Below are 17,222 nucleotides of genomic sequence, written 5' to 3'. Positions count from 1 at the left end.
CACCGCACGGCCGGGCAGCCGGCCACGACGAAGGAGACGCGAATGACGACGAACGAGTGGCTGCACCCCCGCGGGACCCTCGGCCGGGACGGCTGGGAGACCGTGGTCGACGGATCCCTCCCCGACTGGGAGCACACGGGCCTCCGGGTCGCGGTGCTCGGCGAGGGCGACGCGCTCGAGCTCGCCGCGTCGGGCGTGGAGCGCATGGTGGTGCCGCTCGCGGGATCCTTCGCCCTGCGGCACCGCGAGGGCGACGGCGACGAGCGCGTGACCGACCTCGAGGGCCGCGCCTCGGTCTTCGCCGGGCCGACCGACGTGCTCTACCTCTCGTGCACGTCGAGCGCGGTGGTCACCGGATCCGGCCGCGTCGCCGTCACCGAGTCGCCCGCCACCCGGCACGTGCCGAGCCGGCGGATCGCCCGCGAGGACGTGCCCGTGGAGCTCCGCGGCGCCGGCCGCTCGAGCCGCCAGGTGCACAACTTCGGCACGCCGGGCACGCCCGGATCCCTCGACGCCGAGCGCCTCATCGTCTGCGAGGTGCTGACGCCCGCCGAGAACTGGTCGAGCTACCCCGCGCACAAGCACGACGAGGAGAAGCCGGGGGAGGAGTCGCGGCTCGAGGAGATCTACTACTTCGAGACCGCCGTCGGGAAGGGCCTGGACGCTCCCGCCGACGCGGATCCGTTCGGCCTGTTCCACACGTCGTCGTCGCCCGCGGGCGAGATCGCGATCGACGCCGTGGTGCGCACGGGCGACGTCGCGCTGGTGCCGTACGGCTACCACGGGCCCGCGGTCGCGGCGCCCGGCTACGACCTCTACTACCTCAACGTCATGGCGGGGCCCGGCGCCGACCGCGCCTGGCTCATCAGCGACCACCCCGCGCACGGCTGGATCCGCGGCACGTGGGCCGGGCAGGAGATCGACCCGCGCCTGCCCTTCGCCGCCGTTGACGCGCCCCACCAGGAGGACCCCACGCCATGACCGAGCCACCGCCCGCATGACCGTCAGCCAGGCGCTCGTCAAGTTCCTGGCGAACCAGTGGACGGTCGACGGCGACCACCGCGAGCGCACCATCCCCGGCGTCTTGGGCATCTTCGGCCACGGCAACGTCGCCGGGATCGGCCAGGCGCTCATGCAGGCGAACGCGCAGGATCCCGACCTCATGCCGTACCACCAGGCCCGCAACGAGCAGGCGATGGTGCACCAGTCCGTCGGGTTCGCGCGCATGCACCGGCGCCTCGCCACCTACGCGAGCGCCGCGTCGGTCGGTCCCGGCGCCGCCAACGTGCTCACGGGCGCGGCCCTCGCGACGGCGAACCGGCTGCCGGCGCTGCTCCTGCCGAGCGACACCTTCGCGACCCGGGTGGCGGATCCGGTGCTGCAGCAGCTCGAGCACCCGCACGACACCGGGATCAGCGTGAACGACGCGTTCCGCCCGCTCTCGCGCTTCTTCGACCGCGTGCAGCGGCCCGAGCAGCTGTACTCGATCGCGCTCGCGGCGATGCGCGTGCTCACCGACCCGGCCGAGACGGGCGCCGTGACCATCGCGCTGCCCGAGGACGTGCAGGCGGAGGCGCTCGACGTGCCGCTCGCGTTCCTCGCGCCGCGCGAGTGGCACCTGCGCCGGCCGCTCCCCGAGCGCGGGCCGCTCGCCCGCGCGGTCCAGGCGATCCGCGCCGCGCGCACGCCGCTCATCGTCGCGGGCGGCGGCGTCATCTACTCCGCCGCCGAGCAGGCGCTGCTGCGCTTCGCCGAGGCCACCGGCATCCCGGTCGGCACCACGCAGGCCGGCGGCGGATCCCTCCCGGGGGACCATCCCCAGTACGTCGGGGGCATCGGCGCCACCGGATCCACCGCCGCGAACCGCCTCGCCGCCGAGGCCGAGACCGACGTCGTCATCGGCATCGGCACGCGCTACTCCGACTTCACCACCGCGAGCCGCACGGCGTTCCAGCGGCCGGACGTGACCTTCGTGAACGTCAACGTCGCCGCGTTCGACGCCTACAAGCACGGCACGCAGCTGCCCGTGGTCGCCGACGCGCGCGAGACGCTGGAGGCGCTGATCGAGGCGCTCGTCGGCACGCGCGTCGACGCCGCGTACGCCGACCGCATCGCCCGCGAGAAGCGCGAGTGGGACGCGGCCGTCGACCGTGCGCTCGCTCCCACGGGCGGCGCGTTGCCCGGCCAGCCCGAGATCATCGGCGCCGTGCAGGCCGCGAGCGACCCGCGCGACGTCGTCGTGCAGGCGGCCGGATCCCTGCCCGGCGACCTCCACAAGCTCTGGCGCGTGCGCGACGCGCTCGGCTACCACGTCGAGTACGCGTTCTCGTGCATGGGCTACGAGATCCCCGGCGGCCTCGGCGTGAAGCGGGGCGCTGAAGGCTACGGCGACGACCGCGACGTGATCGTCATGGTCGGCGACGGCTCCTACCTCATGCTGCACACGGAGCTCGTGACGGCGGTGGCCGAGGGGATCAAGATCATCGTCGTCGTGATCCAGAACCACGGCTACGCGTCCATCGGCCACCTCTCCGAGACGGTCGGCACCGAGCGCTTCTGCACCCGGTACCGACAGCTCGACCCGGCGACGCGGAACTTCGAGGGGCGCGAGCCGCTGCCCGTCGACCTCGCGGCGAACGCCCGCAGCTACGGCGTCGACGTGATCGAGGTCGCGCCCGGACCCGACGCCACCCGCGACCTCGGCGACGCGGTGCGGCGCGCGAAGGCCTCCGACCGCACCACCGTGATCCACGTCGAGAGCGACCCGCTCGTCTACGGCCCCGACGGCGAGGGCTGGTGGGACGTGCCCGTGGCCGGCGTCTCCGAGATGCCGTCGACGCAGGCGGCGCACGCGGAGTACGTGGAGCGGAAGAGGGTGCAGCGGCCGCTGCTCGGCTGACGCGGGGTCGCCGAGATGAGCTGTACGAAGGTACACGCCGTCTGCACCGTGGACACGAGGTAGCCGGCCGCTGTCCCCACGCGCCGCAACCTCGTCTCCAGCGGCGAGAGGGCGACGGGCGAGTTCGTGAGTATTGATCATCTCGTGCCCTTTGCTTGGGTATGCCGCCGCCGCGTGGACTGGGGAGCGTCGCGAGCGGCTCGCGAACGACGTCGACGATCTCCTCGCCGTCGGCGGGCCAAGTGACGAGGCGAATTCGATCCCGGCGCCGGCGGCGTGACTTCCGCCTGCCGCCCGCAATGACTGCAGGCACGCCAACCGCTTCGCGTGCCTAGTCCGCGGCTAGATGATCGGCGATCGGCGACGATTGCGCCGACGGCACAGCGATCGTTCACACCCTCGAGAGCCACTCCTACTCGCCGGTCAGGTGATCGGCGCCGGCGGGCCCGGGTTGCCCGGTGGCGTCGACGGCCGCGTGTCGTGCGACTCCCGTCGGTGGCAACGCTCGGAGTGGCGGAACGAGTTGGCAGAGGACTGAATCTGACGAGGCCACGCGAGATTCGCCTTTGTTACCAGCGCCGGATAGATCCTGGCCTTGTCCATGCAATGAACGCTGTTGACGCTCGCCGACTTCTGAAATCCTCAGCACCACGTAGCGGCCGTGATCCACACGCCGCGTCGAAGACATGCCAGGCTCTAGGCGTCGCGGGACAGTTGGCTTGCAATGGCGTAGTATACACACTTCAAGTCCCCGTCGGTGGCGACTCGTGCGGGCGGTCGGTGCCCCTTAGGGTTGCCGAGGAGGGCGTCAGAGGTTTGTTTCGCGTCGGGCTGCGAACAAGCCGCCGAGCCAACGAATTAGTTTCTAGGGGATTTGTGAAAAGACGTAGTAATCTGCTTGCTTTAGTGGCCGCATCGTCATTAGTTTTATCGTCTGCGCTGCTCGGTGCCGATACGGCCTCAGCAAGCGATATCGCTTTGAGTGATGCCGTTTCTACGCTTACGGAGGTGGCCCCTGAGGTCCTAGCGGGTGACACTGCTGACACGACTGTTTCAATACCTCCAACGGATCAGGGTGGGTCTGCCCTGAATCGAGCCGGTGAAAAAGCGTCTACCGCATGGGGGCTAAGGCAACGTGGGGAGCGTTCGTGGGTAACTATGTCCGCACTATCACGCCTCAGACAACCGCTGACAAGTACTACTGGGTAAATTGAGTTACAACGATCGGCCGCCCGCTGTTCAACCGCAAGCCCCTTTCGGGTCTCACGGTTGGTATCGCGTATTCCAATGGTGCATATCGCGTATCCTCGTATTAGTTGCAGCTCTCGTCACTAGCGGTCTGACAATCAGTATCACGAACAATTCAATGCTTCATGATACGCTGAATTCTGATGTCGGGCTCGGGTGTTTTCTTGTTATCCCCTTGGCGGCGGCGCTCTCTGCGGCGTTATGGGTATTGGCGTCCATCACGCGGATGCTGACCGGTCCTGAGTCGCGTGCACGCCGCATGCTTATATGGGCATTTGCTTTCGGAGATGCGTGCGTTGTGTGGGTGCTGTTCCTGACGATGATTGCAAACTATTGGCTCGTAATTGCTGTCGCGTCGATTGTCGCTGTGCTGGCGGGGGTGTTCTTTGCGTGGGTCTACCTGCGGAAGGCGAAGGTCTCATGACCTGTGCATGAGAATCCCAAGCACTTTTGCGGAGTTTGCCGGAGCGTCGCAGTGGTGTCTCGTGTAAAAATCTAGATCCAGTTCTGCTGGCTAGGCAAGAGCGCCGCTCGGGTCGTTGGCTCGTTATTCGGCGATGTTGCTTGGGTGGACATGAGAGCGCTGACCCGGTTGGGTCCGCCCTGGTTCCGTGTACACGAGTCAGCAGCCGTGCGCCGCGCGAAGGCCTCCGACCGCACCACCGTGATCCACGTCGAGTCCGGCCCGCTCGTCTACGGCCCGGACGGCGAGGGCTGGTGGGACGTGCCCGTGGCCGGCGTCTCCGAGCTGACGTCGACGCAGGCCGCGCACACGGAGTACGTCCAGCGCAAGACCGCGCAGCGACCGCTGCTCGGCTGACGCGGGGTCGCCGCGAGCCGGCGGCCCGAGGGGCCGTCGGATCTCCGGTAGATTTCCCTGGATCATTCCGCGTGCCGACCCCGTGCGCAGGCACGCACCCGAGGGACCATGAGCCACCACCGATGTCGAGCAGCCGTCCGCCTCGCGCGACGCCGCGGCAGGACCCCGCGGGCATGACGCACGGCTTCCGCGCGCTGCTGCCGAGCGCGGTCGAGGTGGAGGTCGCGACGGACGACGCCGACGGCGCCTCGCCGTTCGACGCGGAACGCGCGGCCGTCGCGCGGGCGGTGCCCGTGAGGCGGGCGGAGTTCTTCACCGTCCGGGCCTGCGCGCGACGTGCCCTGGCCCGCCTCGGGCAGCCGCCGGTCGCCATCGTCCCCGGGCCGGGCCGCGAGCCGGTGTGGCCCGCCGGCGTGGTGGGGAGCATGACGCACTGCCGAGGTCGTCGCGCGGCCGCCGTCGCCCGCTCCGACGAGATCCTCGTCCTGGGCATCGACGTGGAGCTGCACGCGCCGCTGCCGGAGGGCGTGGCCGAACTCGTCATGTCGCCCGCCGAGCGGGGGCGGCTGGACGAGCTGGGCCGCATCCAGCCGTCCGTCGCGTGGGACCGGGTGGTGTTCAGTGCCAAGGAGAGCGTCTTCAAGGCGTGGTACCCGCTCGCCCGCTCGTGGCTGGACTTCCTGGAGTGCGACCTCGAGCTCGATGCGCGCACGGGCACCTTCGACGCGCGCCTCCTCGTCCCCGGCCCGCTCATCGGCCTCGACCGCCTCCAGGTCCTCCGCGGCCGCTGGGCGACGGAGGGGGGATTCATCACCACGGCCGTCTGGGAGGCCGCCGCGCCGACCCGGCGCTGACCGTCCCGCGCCGCCCCGCGCGTCGGGGGGGGGGGGGCGACCCGGCGCCAGGATGCTATTTCCTATAGGATCTGGATCCCGGGCATCCGGGACCCGACGACCGCGATGGAGCAGCATGCCGGAGACGACCGCGACCACCCCGGGATCCCCGGCCGCCCCGCCGTTCGACGCCGCGGACTGGCCCATTGCCACGTGCCTGCACTCCTTCGCCACCGTCGGCCGCGACGGCACCGCCCTGCACGACGCCGACGCCGCCGTCTGGGATCGCATGTTCGCCGACATCGCGCGCGAGGGCTTCACGCTCGCCGAGCTCGCCGACAGCCACGTGCGGCCCGCCGACCTCGAGCCCTCCCGCCGCGACGAGCTCCTCTCCGTCGCCCGCGCGCACGGCGTCGGCATCCCGTCGGTGCACCTGCAGCGACAGAGCGTGATCATGCCCGGATACGAGGAGAAGAACCTCGCCTACGCGCACCGCACCATCGACGCGATCGCCGAGATGGGCATGGAGGTCTTCTCGACCGGCCTGCACCAGCCGTTCAGCGACGCCCAGCGGAAGGCGCTGTGGTTCTGGACCGCCGAGGGCCCGAAGGACCCCGACGATCCCGAGGTGTGGGACGCCGCCGTCACGCGCCTCCGCGAGCTCGGCCGGCACGCGGCGCAGCTGGGCCTCCGCATGGCGCTCGAGATGTACGAGGACACCTACCTCGGCACGGCCGGCAGCGCCGTGCGGCTCGTGGAGGAGATCGGCCTCGACAACGTGGGCCTCAACCCCGACGTCGCGAACCTCATCCGCCTGCACCGGCCGGTCGAGAGCTGGCGCGAGCTGTACGCGAAGACGCTGCCGTACGCCAACTACTGGCACGTGAAGAACTACATGCGCGACGAGGCGGCCGACGGCAGCTGGGCGACGAGCGTGCCCACCACCATGAAGGCCGGCCTCATCGACTACCGGCAGGTGATCCGCGACGCGGTCGAGCTCGGCTTCGACGGGATCATCCTCACCGAGCAGTACGGCGGCGACAGCCTCGGCGTCTGCGCGGAGAACCGCGACTACATCCGCACGCTGCTGCCGCAGACGCGCGACGCATAGGAGAGGGCACCATGACCGACCAGCACAGCACCGCACGCCGCATCGCCATCGTCGGATCCGGCTACATGGGCGGCGGCATCGCGCAGGTGCTCGCGCTCGCGGGCGCACAGGTGCGCATCGCCGACATCTCGGAGGAGATCGCCGTCGCGAACCACGCGCGCCTGCTGGAGGAGGCGGCGAGGTTCGTCGCGGACGGGCTGTTCCCCGCCGACGCCGTGGAGCGGATCCGCCAGGCGGTCACCCCCGCCGCGTCCATCGAGGAGGCCGTCGCCGATGCCGACTTCATCGAGGAGGCCGTGCCCGAGAAGCTCGAGATCAAGCACGCGACGCTGCGGCGGATCTCGGCGGCGGCGCGGCCCGACGCGGTCATCGGATCCAACACCTCGACCATCCTCATCGGCTCGCTCGCGGAGGCCGTCACGAACCCCGAGCGGTTCCTCGGCGTGCACTTCTCGAACCCGGCGCCGTTCATCCCGGGCGTCGAGCTGATCCCGCACGCGGGCACCGACGAGTCCGCCATCCGGGCCGCGGAGGCGCTGGTCGCCTCGACCGGCAAGGAGACCGCGCGCGTCACCGACTCCACGGGCTTCGTGCTCAACCGCCTGCAGTACGCGCTCTTCCACGAGGCGACGCAGATCGTGGAGGAGGGCATCGCGACCCCCGAGGACATCGACACGATCGTCCGTACGACCTTCGGCTTCCGCCTGCCGGTCTTCGGCCCGTTCGCGATCGCCGACATGGCCGGCCTCGACGTCTACGCGTTCTGCTACGCGTCGCTCCAGACCCGTTGGCCCGAGCGCTTCGCGACGCCGGCGTCGCTCCAGGCGCACGTCGACGCGGGCGAGTACGGCACGAAGACCGGATCCGGCTACCTCGACGTGCCCGCCGAACGCACCGAGGCGCTCGTCGCGTACCGGAACAGGGCGTACGTGGCGATCAAGCAGCTGATGGACGAGCTGGGTCCGGCGCCCATCTAGGCATCGGAGGTCGTGAGGGCGACGCCCCTCAGCGCGTCCGCTGCGCGAGCATCGCGAGGACGTCCGCGTGGCGCCCCTCGGCCTCGGCGTCGCGGAGGAACCGCACGCGCTCGACCAGCACCTCCTCCACCTCGGGCTGCCCCTCGAGGATCCGCATCACCTCGTCGAGGAACCCGTCGAGCGGCATCGCGGACTCCTCGTCCTGCTGCCCCATGAGGGTCGTGCGCACGGCCGGCGGCACCAGCGCGATCACCTGCAGGGGCGTGGCGGCCCACTGCACCCGCAGGCTCTGCGTGAACGAGTGCACGGCGGCCTTCGTGGCGGAGGAGGTCGGCGTGGCCGGCAGGGGCACGGAGGCCAGGCCTGATGACACGGTCATGAGCACGCCGTCGGGCTTCGCCGCGAGCCACGGCCCGAAGGCCGCCACGGTGCGGATCGTGCCGAGCAGGTTCGTCGTGATCGTGGACTCGGCGACCTCCAGGTGCGCGGGGTCGCGCAGGTCCTCGGGGAGCATGATGCCCGCCATCGTGATCACGGCGTCGAGCTCCGGGTGCTCGCGGGTGACCCGCTCGGCGGCGGCGACGATGGACGCGGGATCCGCGACGTCGAGCTCGACCGCGTGCATCCCGGGGTGCGCGGCCACGATCCCGTCGAGCAGCGCGCGGCGGCGGCCCGCGACGATGACGGTGTCGCCGCGGGCCTGCAGGCGCTCGGCGAGGCCGAGGCCGATGCCCGACGTCGCTCCGGTGATCAGGACGGTGCTGCCGGTGGTCTTCATGGTGCCTCCTCCGCGGGGCCGTGCGCCCCGTCGTCGTCCAGCGCGCGTCGCGCCCGACCGGCCGGGAAGGGAGCGCCCATCGGGGGAGCGGCGGTCCCTGGATGCGGGGCTCAGCGGGGGCGAGGATGGGGTCATGGACCGTCCCGGACTCGCCGAGTTCCTCCGCGCGCGCCGCGAGGCGCTGCAGCCCTCCGACGTGGGGCTGCCCCGGGCGCCCGCCGCCGCACCGCGGGCCTCCGACGCGAGGAGATCGCGGCCGTCGTCGGGACGTCGGCCGACTACTGGGCGCGGCTCGAGCAGCGCCGGGGCCCGCAGCCCTCCGACCAGATGCTCACGGCCATCGCCCGCGGCTTCCGCCTCGGCCTCGACGAGCGCGACCACCTGTTCCGCCTCGCCGGCCACGGGACGCCGCGGCGGGCCCGGCTGTCGCCGCACGTCAGCCCCGGCCTGATGCGCGTGCTCGACCGCCTCGACGACACGCCCGCCCTCGTCATCACCGAGCTCGGCGAGACGCTCGCGCAGAACCGGCTCGCCTCCGCCCTCTTCGGCGACGACACGACCTGGACGGGCCTCGACCGCAGCGGCGTGCGCCGCTGGTTCGCCCACCCCGAGGAGCGCGGGCACTGCCCGGAGCGGGACCACGAGCGGCAGGGGCGCCTGCAGGTCGCCCAGCTGCGGGTGGCCGCATCGCAGGCGGATCCGGATCCGGATCCGCTCGCCGCCGAGGTGCTCGCGAGCCTCGTCGCGACGAGCGCGGAGTTCCGCCGCTACTGGGATCTCCAGGAGGTCGGCAACCGGTTCGACGAGCGCAAGACGCTGCGGCATCCGGAGGTGGGCGAGATCGAGGCGCACGGCCAGGCGCTCTTCACGGAGGACCAGTCGCAGGTGCTGCTCGTGCTGACGCCGCTGCCGGGATCCGGGGCCGCGGAGGCGCTCGCGCTGCTCGGCGTCGTGGGGGAGCAGCGGTGCGACCGGTCGTGAGGGCGCCGCGGCGCGCCGCGCGAACGCCTGCGGGAGGGCGCGCGCTCGGAGGAGCGCGCCGCGGGGTGGGAGAGGCCGCCGAGCCGGTCGGGGGAGGAACACGGCTCGGCGGCCTGGCCGCCCGGGGGATCCTCGGGGGCGGACGGCCGGTGTCGCGTCGACGGGCGGCATTCGGGTCCCGCCGTCGACCGGGGCGACTAGTGCGACCCTACGTGCGGCGTCGAGCGGTGGTACGGGACCTTCGTCCCGGTTGCCGCGGCAGGCGGGAGGCGGCGCCGTCGCGCGCCCTCACGCCGGGCGTGACCCCGGACGACGGCGCTCCAGCCCGTAGATCGCCGCCTGCGTGCGCCGCTCCACGCCGAGCTTCCGCAGGAGGCCGGAGACGTGGTTCTTCACCGTCTTCTCCGTCACATCGAGGACCTCGCCGATCTCCCGGTTCGACATCCCCTCCGCGACGAGATCGAGCACGGCGCGCTCCCGCGGCGTGAGCGAGGCCAGGTGCGCGTCGGCGGCACGGCCGTGCGTCGCGTCCGCGCGGAGTCCCGCCGTCCGGGGAGGGGCGCCCCACGTGGCGAGCTGCTCGCCGGCGGCGACGCGGCGGATGCCGTCGAGCAGGCCGTTCCCCCGGATGTCCTTGAGCACGTACCCCGCCGCGCCGGCGCCGAGGGCGGCGGCGCTGACGGCGTCGTCGTCGAACGCGGTCAGCATCAGGCAGCGCACGTCCGGCAGGGCAGCGCGGATCTCCCGGCACAGGGCGACGCCGTCCCCGTCGGGGAGCCGCACGTCGAGCACCGCGACGTCGGGGCGGGTCGCGGCGATGCGCACCAGGGCGCTCGTCGCCGTGCCCGCCTCGCCCACGACGCGCAGGTCGGGCTCGCCGTCGACGAGCGCCGCGACGCCCCGGCGGACGATCTCGTGGTCGTCCACGACGAACACGGTGATCACGCGCCCGCCCCGCGTCGCGCCGCCGGGGTCGCTCGCCTCCCGCGGCACGGGATCCTCTCCGCCGACCGGGACCTTCGTACCTGGCGGCCGAGGTGGGCGCGTCCGATGCTGGTCGCCAGGACCCCCGACGACCCGTCGGGTCCCCGGGAGGTGATCCGACGTGTCGACCCCGCACGACGCGCGCGGCGGCCCGGTCGTGCCGCTCCGGACACGCTCGTGACCGTCCACGCCCGCCTCGCGACCGCGGTGGCGAGCCTGGTCGACCGCATGGACGAGGACACGTCGGATGCCTGGGACTCGCTGACCGGGCTGCAGGTCCTCCTGGTCCGCATCATCGCCTCCGGCGACCACGTGGACCGGGCCTCGCTCGCCATGGTGGCGCGGACGGCGCGCGCGGCGACCATCCCCAGCCTCCAGTCGCTCATCCGGAAGGGCATGGTCGCCGAGGTCGACGACGGCGGCGGCACGCGGCTCGTGCTCGGCGAGGTCGGCCGCTCGATGCTCGACGACGTGGAGCGCGCCCGGGCCGCGTGGCTGCGGCAGGCGGCGGAGGAGGCGGAGCCGCCGGTGCGCGAGGCGGACATGGCGCGCGCGGCGAGCCTGCTCGAGCACGTCGGGTCGGGCCCTGCGGAAGGGCCGACCGCCGCGTCCTGACCGGGCGGCCGCCGCGGGTCATCGGGGATCACGGTGTCCTCCATCGGACGTCCTGGCCGCGCGGGTCGCGGATCCGGTGCCGTCAGTCGGAGGCTAGGCCGCGGATCCGCCCCCGGACAGGGTCGAAAGGCCCGGGTGGTGCGCCGGTGATGTGCGACCCCGCGGGCGGGCGAGGGGACAGGACCCGGCACGCGCGGGGCGGGGGGATGTCGCGTGCCGGGTCCCTCTCCCTCCTCCGTCTCGGGTCCGGAGGAGGGAGGTCGGGAGGCGCCGGGGTGGGGCGCCGGGTCGGTGGGCCGGGTCAGGGGGCCGGAGGGCGCCGGGGTGGGCGCGGGTCGGGGCGGTGCGGGACGCCGGGCGGATGCGCGGTCGTCGGGATCGGGTCGGGTGATCGCCTCTCGGGATGGGCTCACCGCGGGCGGGTCGTGCCGCCGCGGGATGCGGGTGGTCCCCGAGCCGTGCCATGACCCGGGGCAGGACGGGCCTCGATGCGGGTTCGAGGCCAGGTCGTGCGCTGCGGGGACTGGGCAGGTACGCGATGCGTTCGTGTGCTCGCAATGTATTGCAGGACGCGGGGCGAGCGCTAGCTGTACTGAGTCATGACGTTGGTGACACTCGGGCCGCGGGCGTCAGCCCGTGGCTCGAGTGGATTCGTTCAGTGTTGTAGTGCTGGATCCACGGATCAAGGGCGTCGGTTCTGGCTTGGTTGCTGGTGAAGGGTTGCCGGTAGGCCCACTCGGTCGCGAGGGTGCGGTTGAAGCGTTCGACCTTGCCGTTCTGCCAGGGGCAGTGCGGGCGGATGAACTTCTGCCTCGCACCGAGCTGCGTGACCGCGTTCTGGAACGCGGCCGAGTGCCGGTAGGCGAACGCGTTGTCCGTCAGGACCCGTTCGATGCGGGTGATGCCGTGCTCGGCGAAGTACGCCGCGGCCCGGGTCAGGAACCCTGCCGCGGTCACGCCCTTCTCGTCCGGGTGGATCTCCGCGTAGGCGAGGCGGGTGTGGTCATCGACCACGGCGTGGACGTAATCGAACCCGATCCCACGACCACGAACCTGTTCGCTGCGGCCATGCGCCCGCCAGCCGCCGCCGTCCGGGATCCGGCCGAGCTTCTTCACGTCGACGTGGATCAGGTCGCCGGGATGCTCATGCTCGTACCGGTTTGCCGTCGACCGGGATGCCCGGATCACGGCCCCGGTGACGGGGTCCAACCATGCCAACGGCGGTGCCCCGTGCCGCCGCAGGATGCGGGAGATCGTGCGGGCTGGAACACCGGTCACCGGCGCCAACCGGGCAGGACCTGATCGCAATCGGGTCCTCGCTTCCACGACGGCTCGTTCTCGTTCCGGGCTCGTCCTCGTCGGCACCCGTCTCGGCCTCGAGGACCGGTCCGACAAGCCTTCGAAGCCCTCGGACCGGAACCGATTCACCCACCGATGCGCGCACTGACGCGACACACCGAGTTCGCGCGCGACATGCGAGACCGGCCGACGATCCTCGACCACCCGCCGCACGAGGAGAACCCTCCCGTGAACCGTCAGACGAGCATTAGCGTGGGACATCGAGGCCTCCTGGCAGTGGCAGAACTAGACAGCTCCATCAAGCCAGGAGGCCTCCTCACACGCCCCGAAGTGTCACCAACGTCATGGCCGGGTACAGCTAGTAGCGCAGCCCCGCGATGGCCTCGGCGACCGGCTCCTCGCCGGAGATCGCCTCGAACTGGACGCGGACGCCCGTGCCGTCGATGAGCGCGGTCGCCACGATCTCGGCGACGTCGGCGCGGGGGATGGTGCCGCGGCCCGTGGACGTGCCCACCTGGATCCGGCCGGTGCCCGCGTCGTCGGTGAGGCCGCCGGGGCGGACGATGGTCCAGTCGATGTCGCGGGCCCGGAGGTCGGCGTCTGCCTCGGACTTGGCGCGCTGATAGATCTCGTAGGTGTCGTCGCTGTCGGGGTCGAAGCCGTCGACGGCCATGGCCGAGATCATGACGTAGCGGGTGACGCCCGCCTTCTCGGCGGCGTCGGCGAGCAGGATCGCACCGTCGCGGTCGATGGTGAGCTTGCGCTCGGGGCCGGAGTCGGGCCCGCCGCCGGCCGCGAAGACCACGGCGTCGGCGCCCTGGAGCGCGTCTGCGACCCGGTCGACGTCGCTCTCCTCCAGGTCGAGCACGAGCGCCTCGGCGCCCGCGTCGGCGAGGTCGGACGCGTGGTCCGGGTTGCGGACGATGCCGACGGGCTGGTGGCCCGCGTCGGCGAGGCGTCGTTCGAGCAGTCGGGCGATCTGGCCGTGTCCTCCGGCGATGATGATGCGCATGCCCTCCACGGTACGCCCGGTGCGGTGACCGGCTCCTGGGCGCCGGCCGCCCGCCCGACCGGGCTCCCGCGTCGGGTACACTCGGTGTCGGCTCCTCGCGTGGTGCCATCCAGGTGAACTCCCCCAGGGCGGAGACGCAGCAAGGGCAGCCGGGCTCTGGCAGGTGCGCGAGGGGTCTTCTCCTTTAACACGCGCAGGCTGCCGTGCAGGCGACGCCCATAGGCTTGCGGGCATGGCTCGGAGCATCTACATCACGTCCGCCGAAGGGCACTCGGGCAAGTCGACGGTCGCGCTGGGCGTGCTCGACACCCTCACCCACCAGATCCAGCGCGTGGGCGTCTTCCGGCCCATCGCCCGGTCCATCGTGGAGCGCGACTACGTGCTCGAGGCGCTGCTCTCGCACGACGGCGTCGACCTCGACTACGACGAGTGCGTGGGCGTCACCTACGACGACGTGCACGCGGATCCCGAGGCCGCGCTCTCGCGCATCGTCGAGCGCTACAAGGCCGTCGAGGCGAAGTGCGACGTCGTCGTCGTCGTCGGCAGCGACTACACCGACGTCGGCAGCCCCACCGAGCTGTCCTTCAACGCGCGCATCGCGGCGAACCTCGGCGCCCCCGTGCTCCTCGTGCTCACGGGCCGCCGCACCGACGAGACCGGCGGCCGCAGCCCCGACGAGATGCGCCAGATCGCCGACCTCGCCATCCCCGAGCTCGTCACGGCGCACGCGGGCCTCCTCGGCGTCGTCGTGAACCGCGCCGACCCCGAGCAGCTCGACGCCATCACGGCCGCGATCCCCGCCGCCGTCCCCGCCTCGCTCCAGGCGAGGGCGCCGCACGTGCCCGTCTGGGCGATCCCGGAGGACGCGTTCCTCGTGGCGCCCACGGTCGCGGAGCTCCTCGACGCGGTCGACGGCACGCTCGTGAAGGGCGACGCGGCGCTCCTCAGCCGCGAGGCGCTCGGCGTCGTCGTCTCCGCCATGTCGATGGAGAACGTGCTCGCGCGCCTCACCGAGGGCGCCATCGTCGTGATCCCCGGCGACCGCAGCGAGGTCCTCCTCGGCGTGCTCACGGCCCACGCCTCCGAGACCTTCCCCACCGTCGCGGGCATCGTGCTGAACGGCGGGTTCGCGCTGTCGCCCACCATCGAGCGGCTCGTCTCCGGCCTCGACGAGACCCTGCCGATCATCTCCACCGAGCTCGGCACCTACGAGACCGCGAAGCGCATCACGCAGACGCGCGGCCGGCTCTCGCCCGAGTCCAGCCGCAAGATGGACACGGCGCTCGCCGCCTTCGAGCAGCACGTCGACACGTCCCGCCTGCTCGAGCTGCTGGACGTCAGCCGCTCCGACGTGGTCACGCCGCTCATGTTCGAGTACGGCCTCATCGAGCGCGCGCGGAGGGCCGGCAAGCGGATCGTCCTGCCCGAGGGCACCGACGACCGCGTGCTGCGCGCCGCGGGCACGATCCTCCGCCGCGGCATCGCCGACGTCACGATCCTCGGCGAGGAGATCGAGGTCCGCTCGCGCGCCATCGGCCTCGGCATCGACATCGGCCGCGCGACCGTGCTCAGCCCCTTCGACGCCGTGCTCCGCGAGCGCTTCGCCGAGGAGTACGTGAGGCTCCGCGCGCACAAGGGCATGGTGCTCGACATCGCGCGCGAGACCGTCACCGACGTGTCCTACTTCGGCACCATGATGGTGCAGCTCGGGCTCGCCGACGGCATGGTCTCCGGCGCCGCGCACACGACGGCGCACACCATCCGGCCGGGCTTCGAGATCATCAAGACCACCGAGGGCGTCTCCGTCGTCTCGTCCGTCTTCCTCATGGCGCTCGCCGACCGCGTGCTCGTCTACGGCGACTGCGCCGTGAACCCGGATCCCACGGCCGACCAGCTCGCCGACATCGCCATCTCCTCGGCGGAGACCGCGGCGCAGTTCGGCATCGAGCCGCGCATCGCGATGCTGTCGTACTCGACGGGGGAGTCGGGCGCCGGCGCCGACGTGGAGAAGGTGCGCCAGGCGACCGCGCGCGTGCGGGAGCTGCGGCCGGACCTCGCGGTCGAGGGCCCCATCCAGTACGACGCGGCGGCGGACGCGGCGGTCGCGGCCACGAAGATGCCCGACTCGCAGGTCGCCGGCCGCGCGACGGTGTTCATCTTCCCGGACCTCAACACGGGCAACAACACCTACAAGGCCGTGCAGCGCTCGGCCGGGGCGGTCGCCATCGGGCCCGTGCTACAGGGCCTCCGCAAGCCCATCAACGACCTGTCGCGGGGCGCCCTCGTGCAGGACATCGTCAACACCGTCGCCATCACCGCCATCCAGGCCGAGGGGATCCAGGCGGGCTGAGGCCCGCCCGTCCCGTCGTCCGCCCCACCCGCCGCACCCGTCAGGAGCCCGCCCGTGCCCGTCGTCCTCGTCGTCAACTCCGGATCGTCGTCGTTCAAGTACCAGCTCATCGAGATGGACTCGGAGTCCGTGCTCGCGTCCGGCCTCGTGGAGCGCATCGGCGAGCCGACCGGATCCACCCGGCACAAGGCGGGCGGCGACTCGTGGGAGCGCGAGCTGCCCATTGCCGACCACACCGCGGGCTTCCAGGCGATGCTCGACGCGTTCGCGGAGCACGGCCCGTCGCTCGAGGAGGGGCCGCCCGTCGCGGTCGGCCACCGCGTCGTGCACGGCGGGGACGTGTTCGTCGAGCCGACCGTCGTCACGGATCAGGTGAAGGCCGACATCGACGACCTCTCGGCCCTCGCGCCGCTGCACAACCCCGGCGCGCTGCAGGGGATCGAGGCGGCCCAGCAGGCGTTCCCCGACGTCCCGCACGTGGCCGTGTTCGACACCGCCTTCCACCAGACGCTGCCCGCCGAGGCGTACACGTACGCGATCGACCGGGAGCTCGCGGCCGCGCACCGCATCCGCCGCTACGGCTTCCACGGCACGAGCCACAAGTACGTCTCGGAGGCCGCCGCGCGCCTGCTCGGGAAGCCGCTGGAGGAGACGCGGATCATCGTGCTGCACCTCGGCAACGGCGCGTCCGCCGCGGCTGTGCAGGGCGGCCGCTCCATCGACACGTCCATGGGGCTCACGCCGCTCGAGGGCCTCGTGATGGGGACGCGCTCCGGCGACATCGACCCCGCGATCCTGTTCCACCTCGCCCGCCACACCGACCTCGGGCTCGACGAGCTCGAGACGCTGCTCAACCGCCGGAGCGGCCTGCTCGGCCTCACCGGCCTCGGCGACATGCGCGATGTGCAGCGCGCCGCGGCGGACGGCGACGAGGCCGCGCAGACCGCGCTCGGGGTGTACCGCCACCGGATCCGCCACTACGTGGGCGCGTACGCGGCGCAGCTCGGGGGAGTGGACGCGGTCGTGTTCACCGCGGGGGTCGGCGAGAACAACCCGCTCGTGCGCCGCCGCTCGCTCGCGGGCCTCGAGTTCATGGGCATCGGGATCGACGACGACCGCAACGAGCTCATCAGCTCCGAGGCGCGCTTCGTGAGCCCCAAGGGCTCGCCCGTCGCGGTGCTCGTGATCCCCACCGACGAGGAGCTCGAGATCGCCCGGCAGTCGCTCGCGGCCACCGCGGGCTGACCCCGCCCCTCCCGCGCCCGTCCCCGAGGCCCGTGATCCGACCGGATCGCGGGCCTCGCGCCGTGCTGCC

The 17,222-nt window shown here is 72.1% G+C and carries 15 protein-coding genes, 1 other RNA gene and 1 pseudogene; 13 read left to right on the top strand and 4 right to left on the bottom strand.

The features are described from left to right. Positions 1 to 42: 42 nt before the first annotated feature. The 7 genes from iolB to B5P21_RS13030 all read left to right on the top strand — a co-directional run bounded on the left by iolB (position 43) and on the right by B5P21_RS13030 (position 7,888). Positions 43 to 981 (top strand): 5-deoxy-glucuronate isomerase, encoded by a 939-nt coding sequence (gene iolB, locus B5P21_RS13060; protein WP_094171245.1) that lies wholly within the window; start codon positions 43 to 45, stop codon positions 979 to 981. 16 nt (positions 982 to 997) lie between these two features. Next, positions 998 to 2,899: a 3D-(3,5/4)-trihydroxycyclohexane-1,2-dione acylhydrolase (decyclizing) gene (gene iolD / locus B5P21_RS13055; protein WP_045529392.1), complete on the top strand. Its 1,902-nt coding sequence runs from the start codon at positions 998 to 1,000 to the stop codon at positions 2,897 to 2,899. A 1,366-nt stretch (positions 2,900 to 4,265) separates the two neighbouring features. Beyond that, the gene (locus B5P21_RS13050) at positions 4,266 to 4,571 is read left to right on the top strand and encodes a hypothetical protein (protein WP_045529390.1); all 306 of its coding nucleotides are present in this window, start codon (positions 4,266 to 4,268) and stop codon (positions 4,569 to 4,571) included. Positions 4,572 to 4,721: 150 nt separating this feature from the next. After that, positions 4,722 to 4,967: a hypothetical protein gene (locus B5P21_RS13045; RefSeq protein ID WP_147456845.1), complete on the top strand. Its 246-nt coding sequence runs from the start codon at positions 4,722 to 4,724 to the stop codon at positions 4,965 to 4,967. Positions 4,968 to 5,140: 173 nt separating this feature from the next. Continuing rightward, complete coding sequence (locus B5P21_RS13040) at positions 5,141 to 5,821, top strand: 4'-phosphopantetheinyl transferase family protein (protein WP_045529386.1); 681 nt, start codon at positions 5,141 to 5,143, stop codon at positions 5,819 to 5,821. Between the two features lie 115 nt (positions 5,822 to 5,936). Beyond that, a complete protein-coding gene (locus B5P21_RS13035; protein WP_094171243.1) occupies positions 5,937 to 6,911 on the top strand; it encodes a sugar phosphate isomerase/epimerase family protein in 975 nt (324 codons plus the stop codon). Between the two features lie 11 nt (positions 6,912 to 6,922). Further along, entirely contained in the window at positions 6,923 to 7,888 is a 966-nt protein-coding gene (locus B5P21_RS13030) for a 3-hydroxyacyl-CoA dehydrogenase family protein (RefSeq protein WP_045529382.1), read from the top strand. A 28-nt stretch (positions 7,889 to 7,916) separates the two neighbouring features. Here the strand turns inward: B5P21_RS13030 and B5P21_RS13025 are convergent, their stop codons facing one another. Next, the gene (locus B5P21_RS13025; RefSeq protein ID WP_045529381.1) at positions 7,917 to 8,666 is read right to left on the bottom strand and encodes an SDR family oxidoreductase; all 750 of its coding nucleotides are present in this window, start codon (positions 8,664 to 8,666) and stop codon (positions 7,917 to 7,919) included. Here B5P21_RS13025 and B5P21_RS17695 point away from each other — a divergent pair. Beyond that, positions 8,589 to 8,990 (top strand): annotated as a pseudogene (locus tag B5P21_RS17695) (helix-turn-helix domain-containing protein); the annotation flags it as partial. The gene B5P21_RS13025 and the pseudogene B5P21_RS17695 sit on opposite strands and share 78 nt — an antisense overlap. Positions 8,991 to 8,993: 3 nt before the next feature. Further along, positions 8,994 to 9,647, top strand: a complete 654-nt coding sequence (locus tag B5P21_RS13020) for an MmyB family transcriptional regulator (RefSeq protein ID WP_425591317.1) — start codon at positions 8,994 to 8,996, stop codon at positions 9,645 to 9,647. Between the two features lie 288 nt (positions 9,648 to 9,935). Here the strand turns inward: B5P21_RS13020 and B5P21_RS13015 are convergent, their stop codons facing one another. Continuing rightward, positions 9,936 to 10,640, bottom strand: a complete 705-nt coding sequence (locus B5P21_RS13015; protein WP_080939334.1) for a response regulator — start codon at positions 10,638 to 10,640, stop codon at positions 9,936 to 9,938. Positions 10,641 to 10,808: 168 nt separating this feature from the next. Here B5P21_RS13015 and B5P21_RS13010 point away from each other — a divergent pair, with 168 nt between their 5' ends. Further along, positions 10,809 to 11,246 carry a hypothetical protein gene (locus B5P21_RS13010; RefSeq protein WP_045529380.1) on the top strand — a complete coding sequence of 146 codons (438 nt, stop codon included), beginning with the start codon at positions 10,809 to 10,811 and terminating at the stop codon, positions 11,244 to 11,246. A gap of 597 nt (positions 11,247 to 11,843) precedes the next feature. Here B5P21_RS13010 and B5P21_RS13005 read toward each other — a convergent pair. Together B5P21_RS13005 and B5P21_RS13000 are read right to left on the bottom strand one after the other, a co-directional pair. Next, on the bottom strand, positions 11,844 to 12,806 hold the full coding sequence (locus B5P21_RS13005; protein WP_045530803.1) for an IS481-like element IS1122 family transposase: 963 nt from the start codon (positions 12,804 to 12,806) through the stop codon (positions 11,844 to 11,846). A gap of 97 nt (positions 12,807 to 12,903) precedes the next feature. Further along, positions 12,904 to 13,557, bottom strand: a complete 654-nt coding sequence (locus tag B5P21_RS13000; protein ID WP_045530497.1) for an SDR family oxidoreductase — start codon at positions 13,555 to 13,557, stop codon at positions 12,904 to 12,906. A gap of 86 nt (positions 13,558 to 13,643) precedes the next feature. On the opposite strand from B5P21_RS13000, the gene ffs reads away from it, so the two are divergent. The 3 genes from ffs to B5P21_RS12985 all read left to right on the top strand — a co-directional run bounded on the left by ffs (position 13,644) and on the right by B5P21_RS12985 (position 17,152). Continuing rightward, positions 13,644 to 13,740, top strand: an RNA gene (gene ffs, locus B5P21_RS12995) — signal recognition particle sRNA small type. A gap of 49 nt (positions 13,741 to 13,789) precedes the next feature. Further along, complete coding sequence (gene pta / locus B5P21_RS12990) at positions 13,790 to 15,907, top strand: phosphate acetyltransferase (RefSeq protein WP_094171242.1); 2,118 nt, start codon at positions 13,790 to 13,792, stop codon at positions 15,905 to 15,907. A 54-nt stretch (positions 15,908 to 15,961) separates the two neighbouring features. Next, positions 15,962 to 17,152: an acetate/propionate family kinase gene (locus B5P21_RS12985; RefSeq protein ID WP_045529198.1), complete on the top strand. Its 1,191-nt coding sequence runs from the start codon at positions 15,962 to 15,964 to the stop codon at positions 17,150 to 17,152. Positions 17,153 to 17,222 lie beyond the last annotated feature (70 nt).

This window comes from Clavibacter michiganensis subsp. insidiosus, assembly GCF_002240565.1.
GTDB classification, from domain to species: Bacteria; Actinomycetota; Actinomycetes; order Actinomycetales; family Microbacteriaceae; genus Clavibacter; species Clavibacter insidiosus.
This window is presented reverse-complemented; position numbering and strand designations above follow the sequence as displayed.

Coding starts and splice junctions, on each gene's coding strand:
- iolB (WP_094171245.1), top strand. CDS start 43: ATGACGACGAACGAGTGGCTGCACCCCCGCGGGACCCTCGGCCGGGAC.
- iolD (WP_045529392.1), top strand. CDS start 998: ATGACCGTCAGCCAGGCGCTCGTCAAGTTCCTGGCGAACCAGTGGACG.
- B5P21_RS13050 (WP_045529390.1), top strand. CDS start 4,266: ATGCTTCATGATACGCTGAATTCTGATGTCGGGCTCGGGTGTTTTCTT.
- B5P21_RS13045 (WP_147456845.1), top strand. CDS start 4,722: ATGAGAGCGCTGACCCGGTTGGGTCCGCCCTGGTTCCGTGTACACGAG.
- B5P21_RS13040 (WP_045529386.1), top strand. CDS start 5,141: ATGACGCACGGCTTCCGCGCGCTGCTGCCGAGCGCGGTCGAGGTGGAG.
- B5P21_RS13035 (WP_094171243.1), top strand. CDS start 5,937: ATGCCGGAGACGACCGCGACCACCCCGGGATCCCCGGCCGCCCCGCCG.
- B5P21_RS13030 (WP_045529382.1), top strand. CDS start 6,923: ATGACCGACCAGCACAGCACCGCACGCCGCATCGCCATCGTCGGATCC.
- B5P21_RS13025 (WP_045529381.1), bottom strand. CDS start 8,666: ATGAAGACCACCGGCAGCACCGTCCTGATCACCGGAGCGACGTCGGGC.
- B5P21_RS13020 (WP_425591317.1), top strand. CDS start 8,994: ATGCTCACGGCCATCGCCCGCGGCTTCCGCCTCGGCCTCGACGAGCGC.
- B5P21_RS13005 (WP_045530803.1), bottom strand. CDS start 12,806: ATGTCCCACGCTAATGCTCGTCTGACGGTTCACGGGAGGGTTCTCCTC.
- B5P21_RS13000 (WP_045530497.1), bottom strand. CDS start 13,557: ATGCGCATCATCATCGCCGGAGGACACGGCCAGATCGCCCGACTGCTC.
- pta (WP_094171242.1), top strand. CDS start 13,790: ATGGCTCGGAGCATCTACATCACGTCCGCCGAAGGGCACTCGGGCAAG.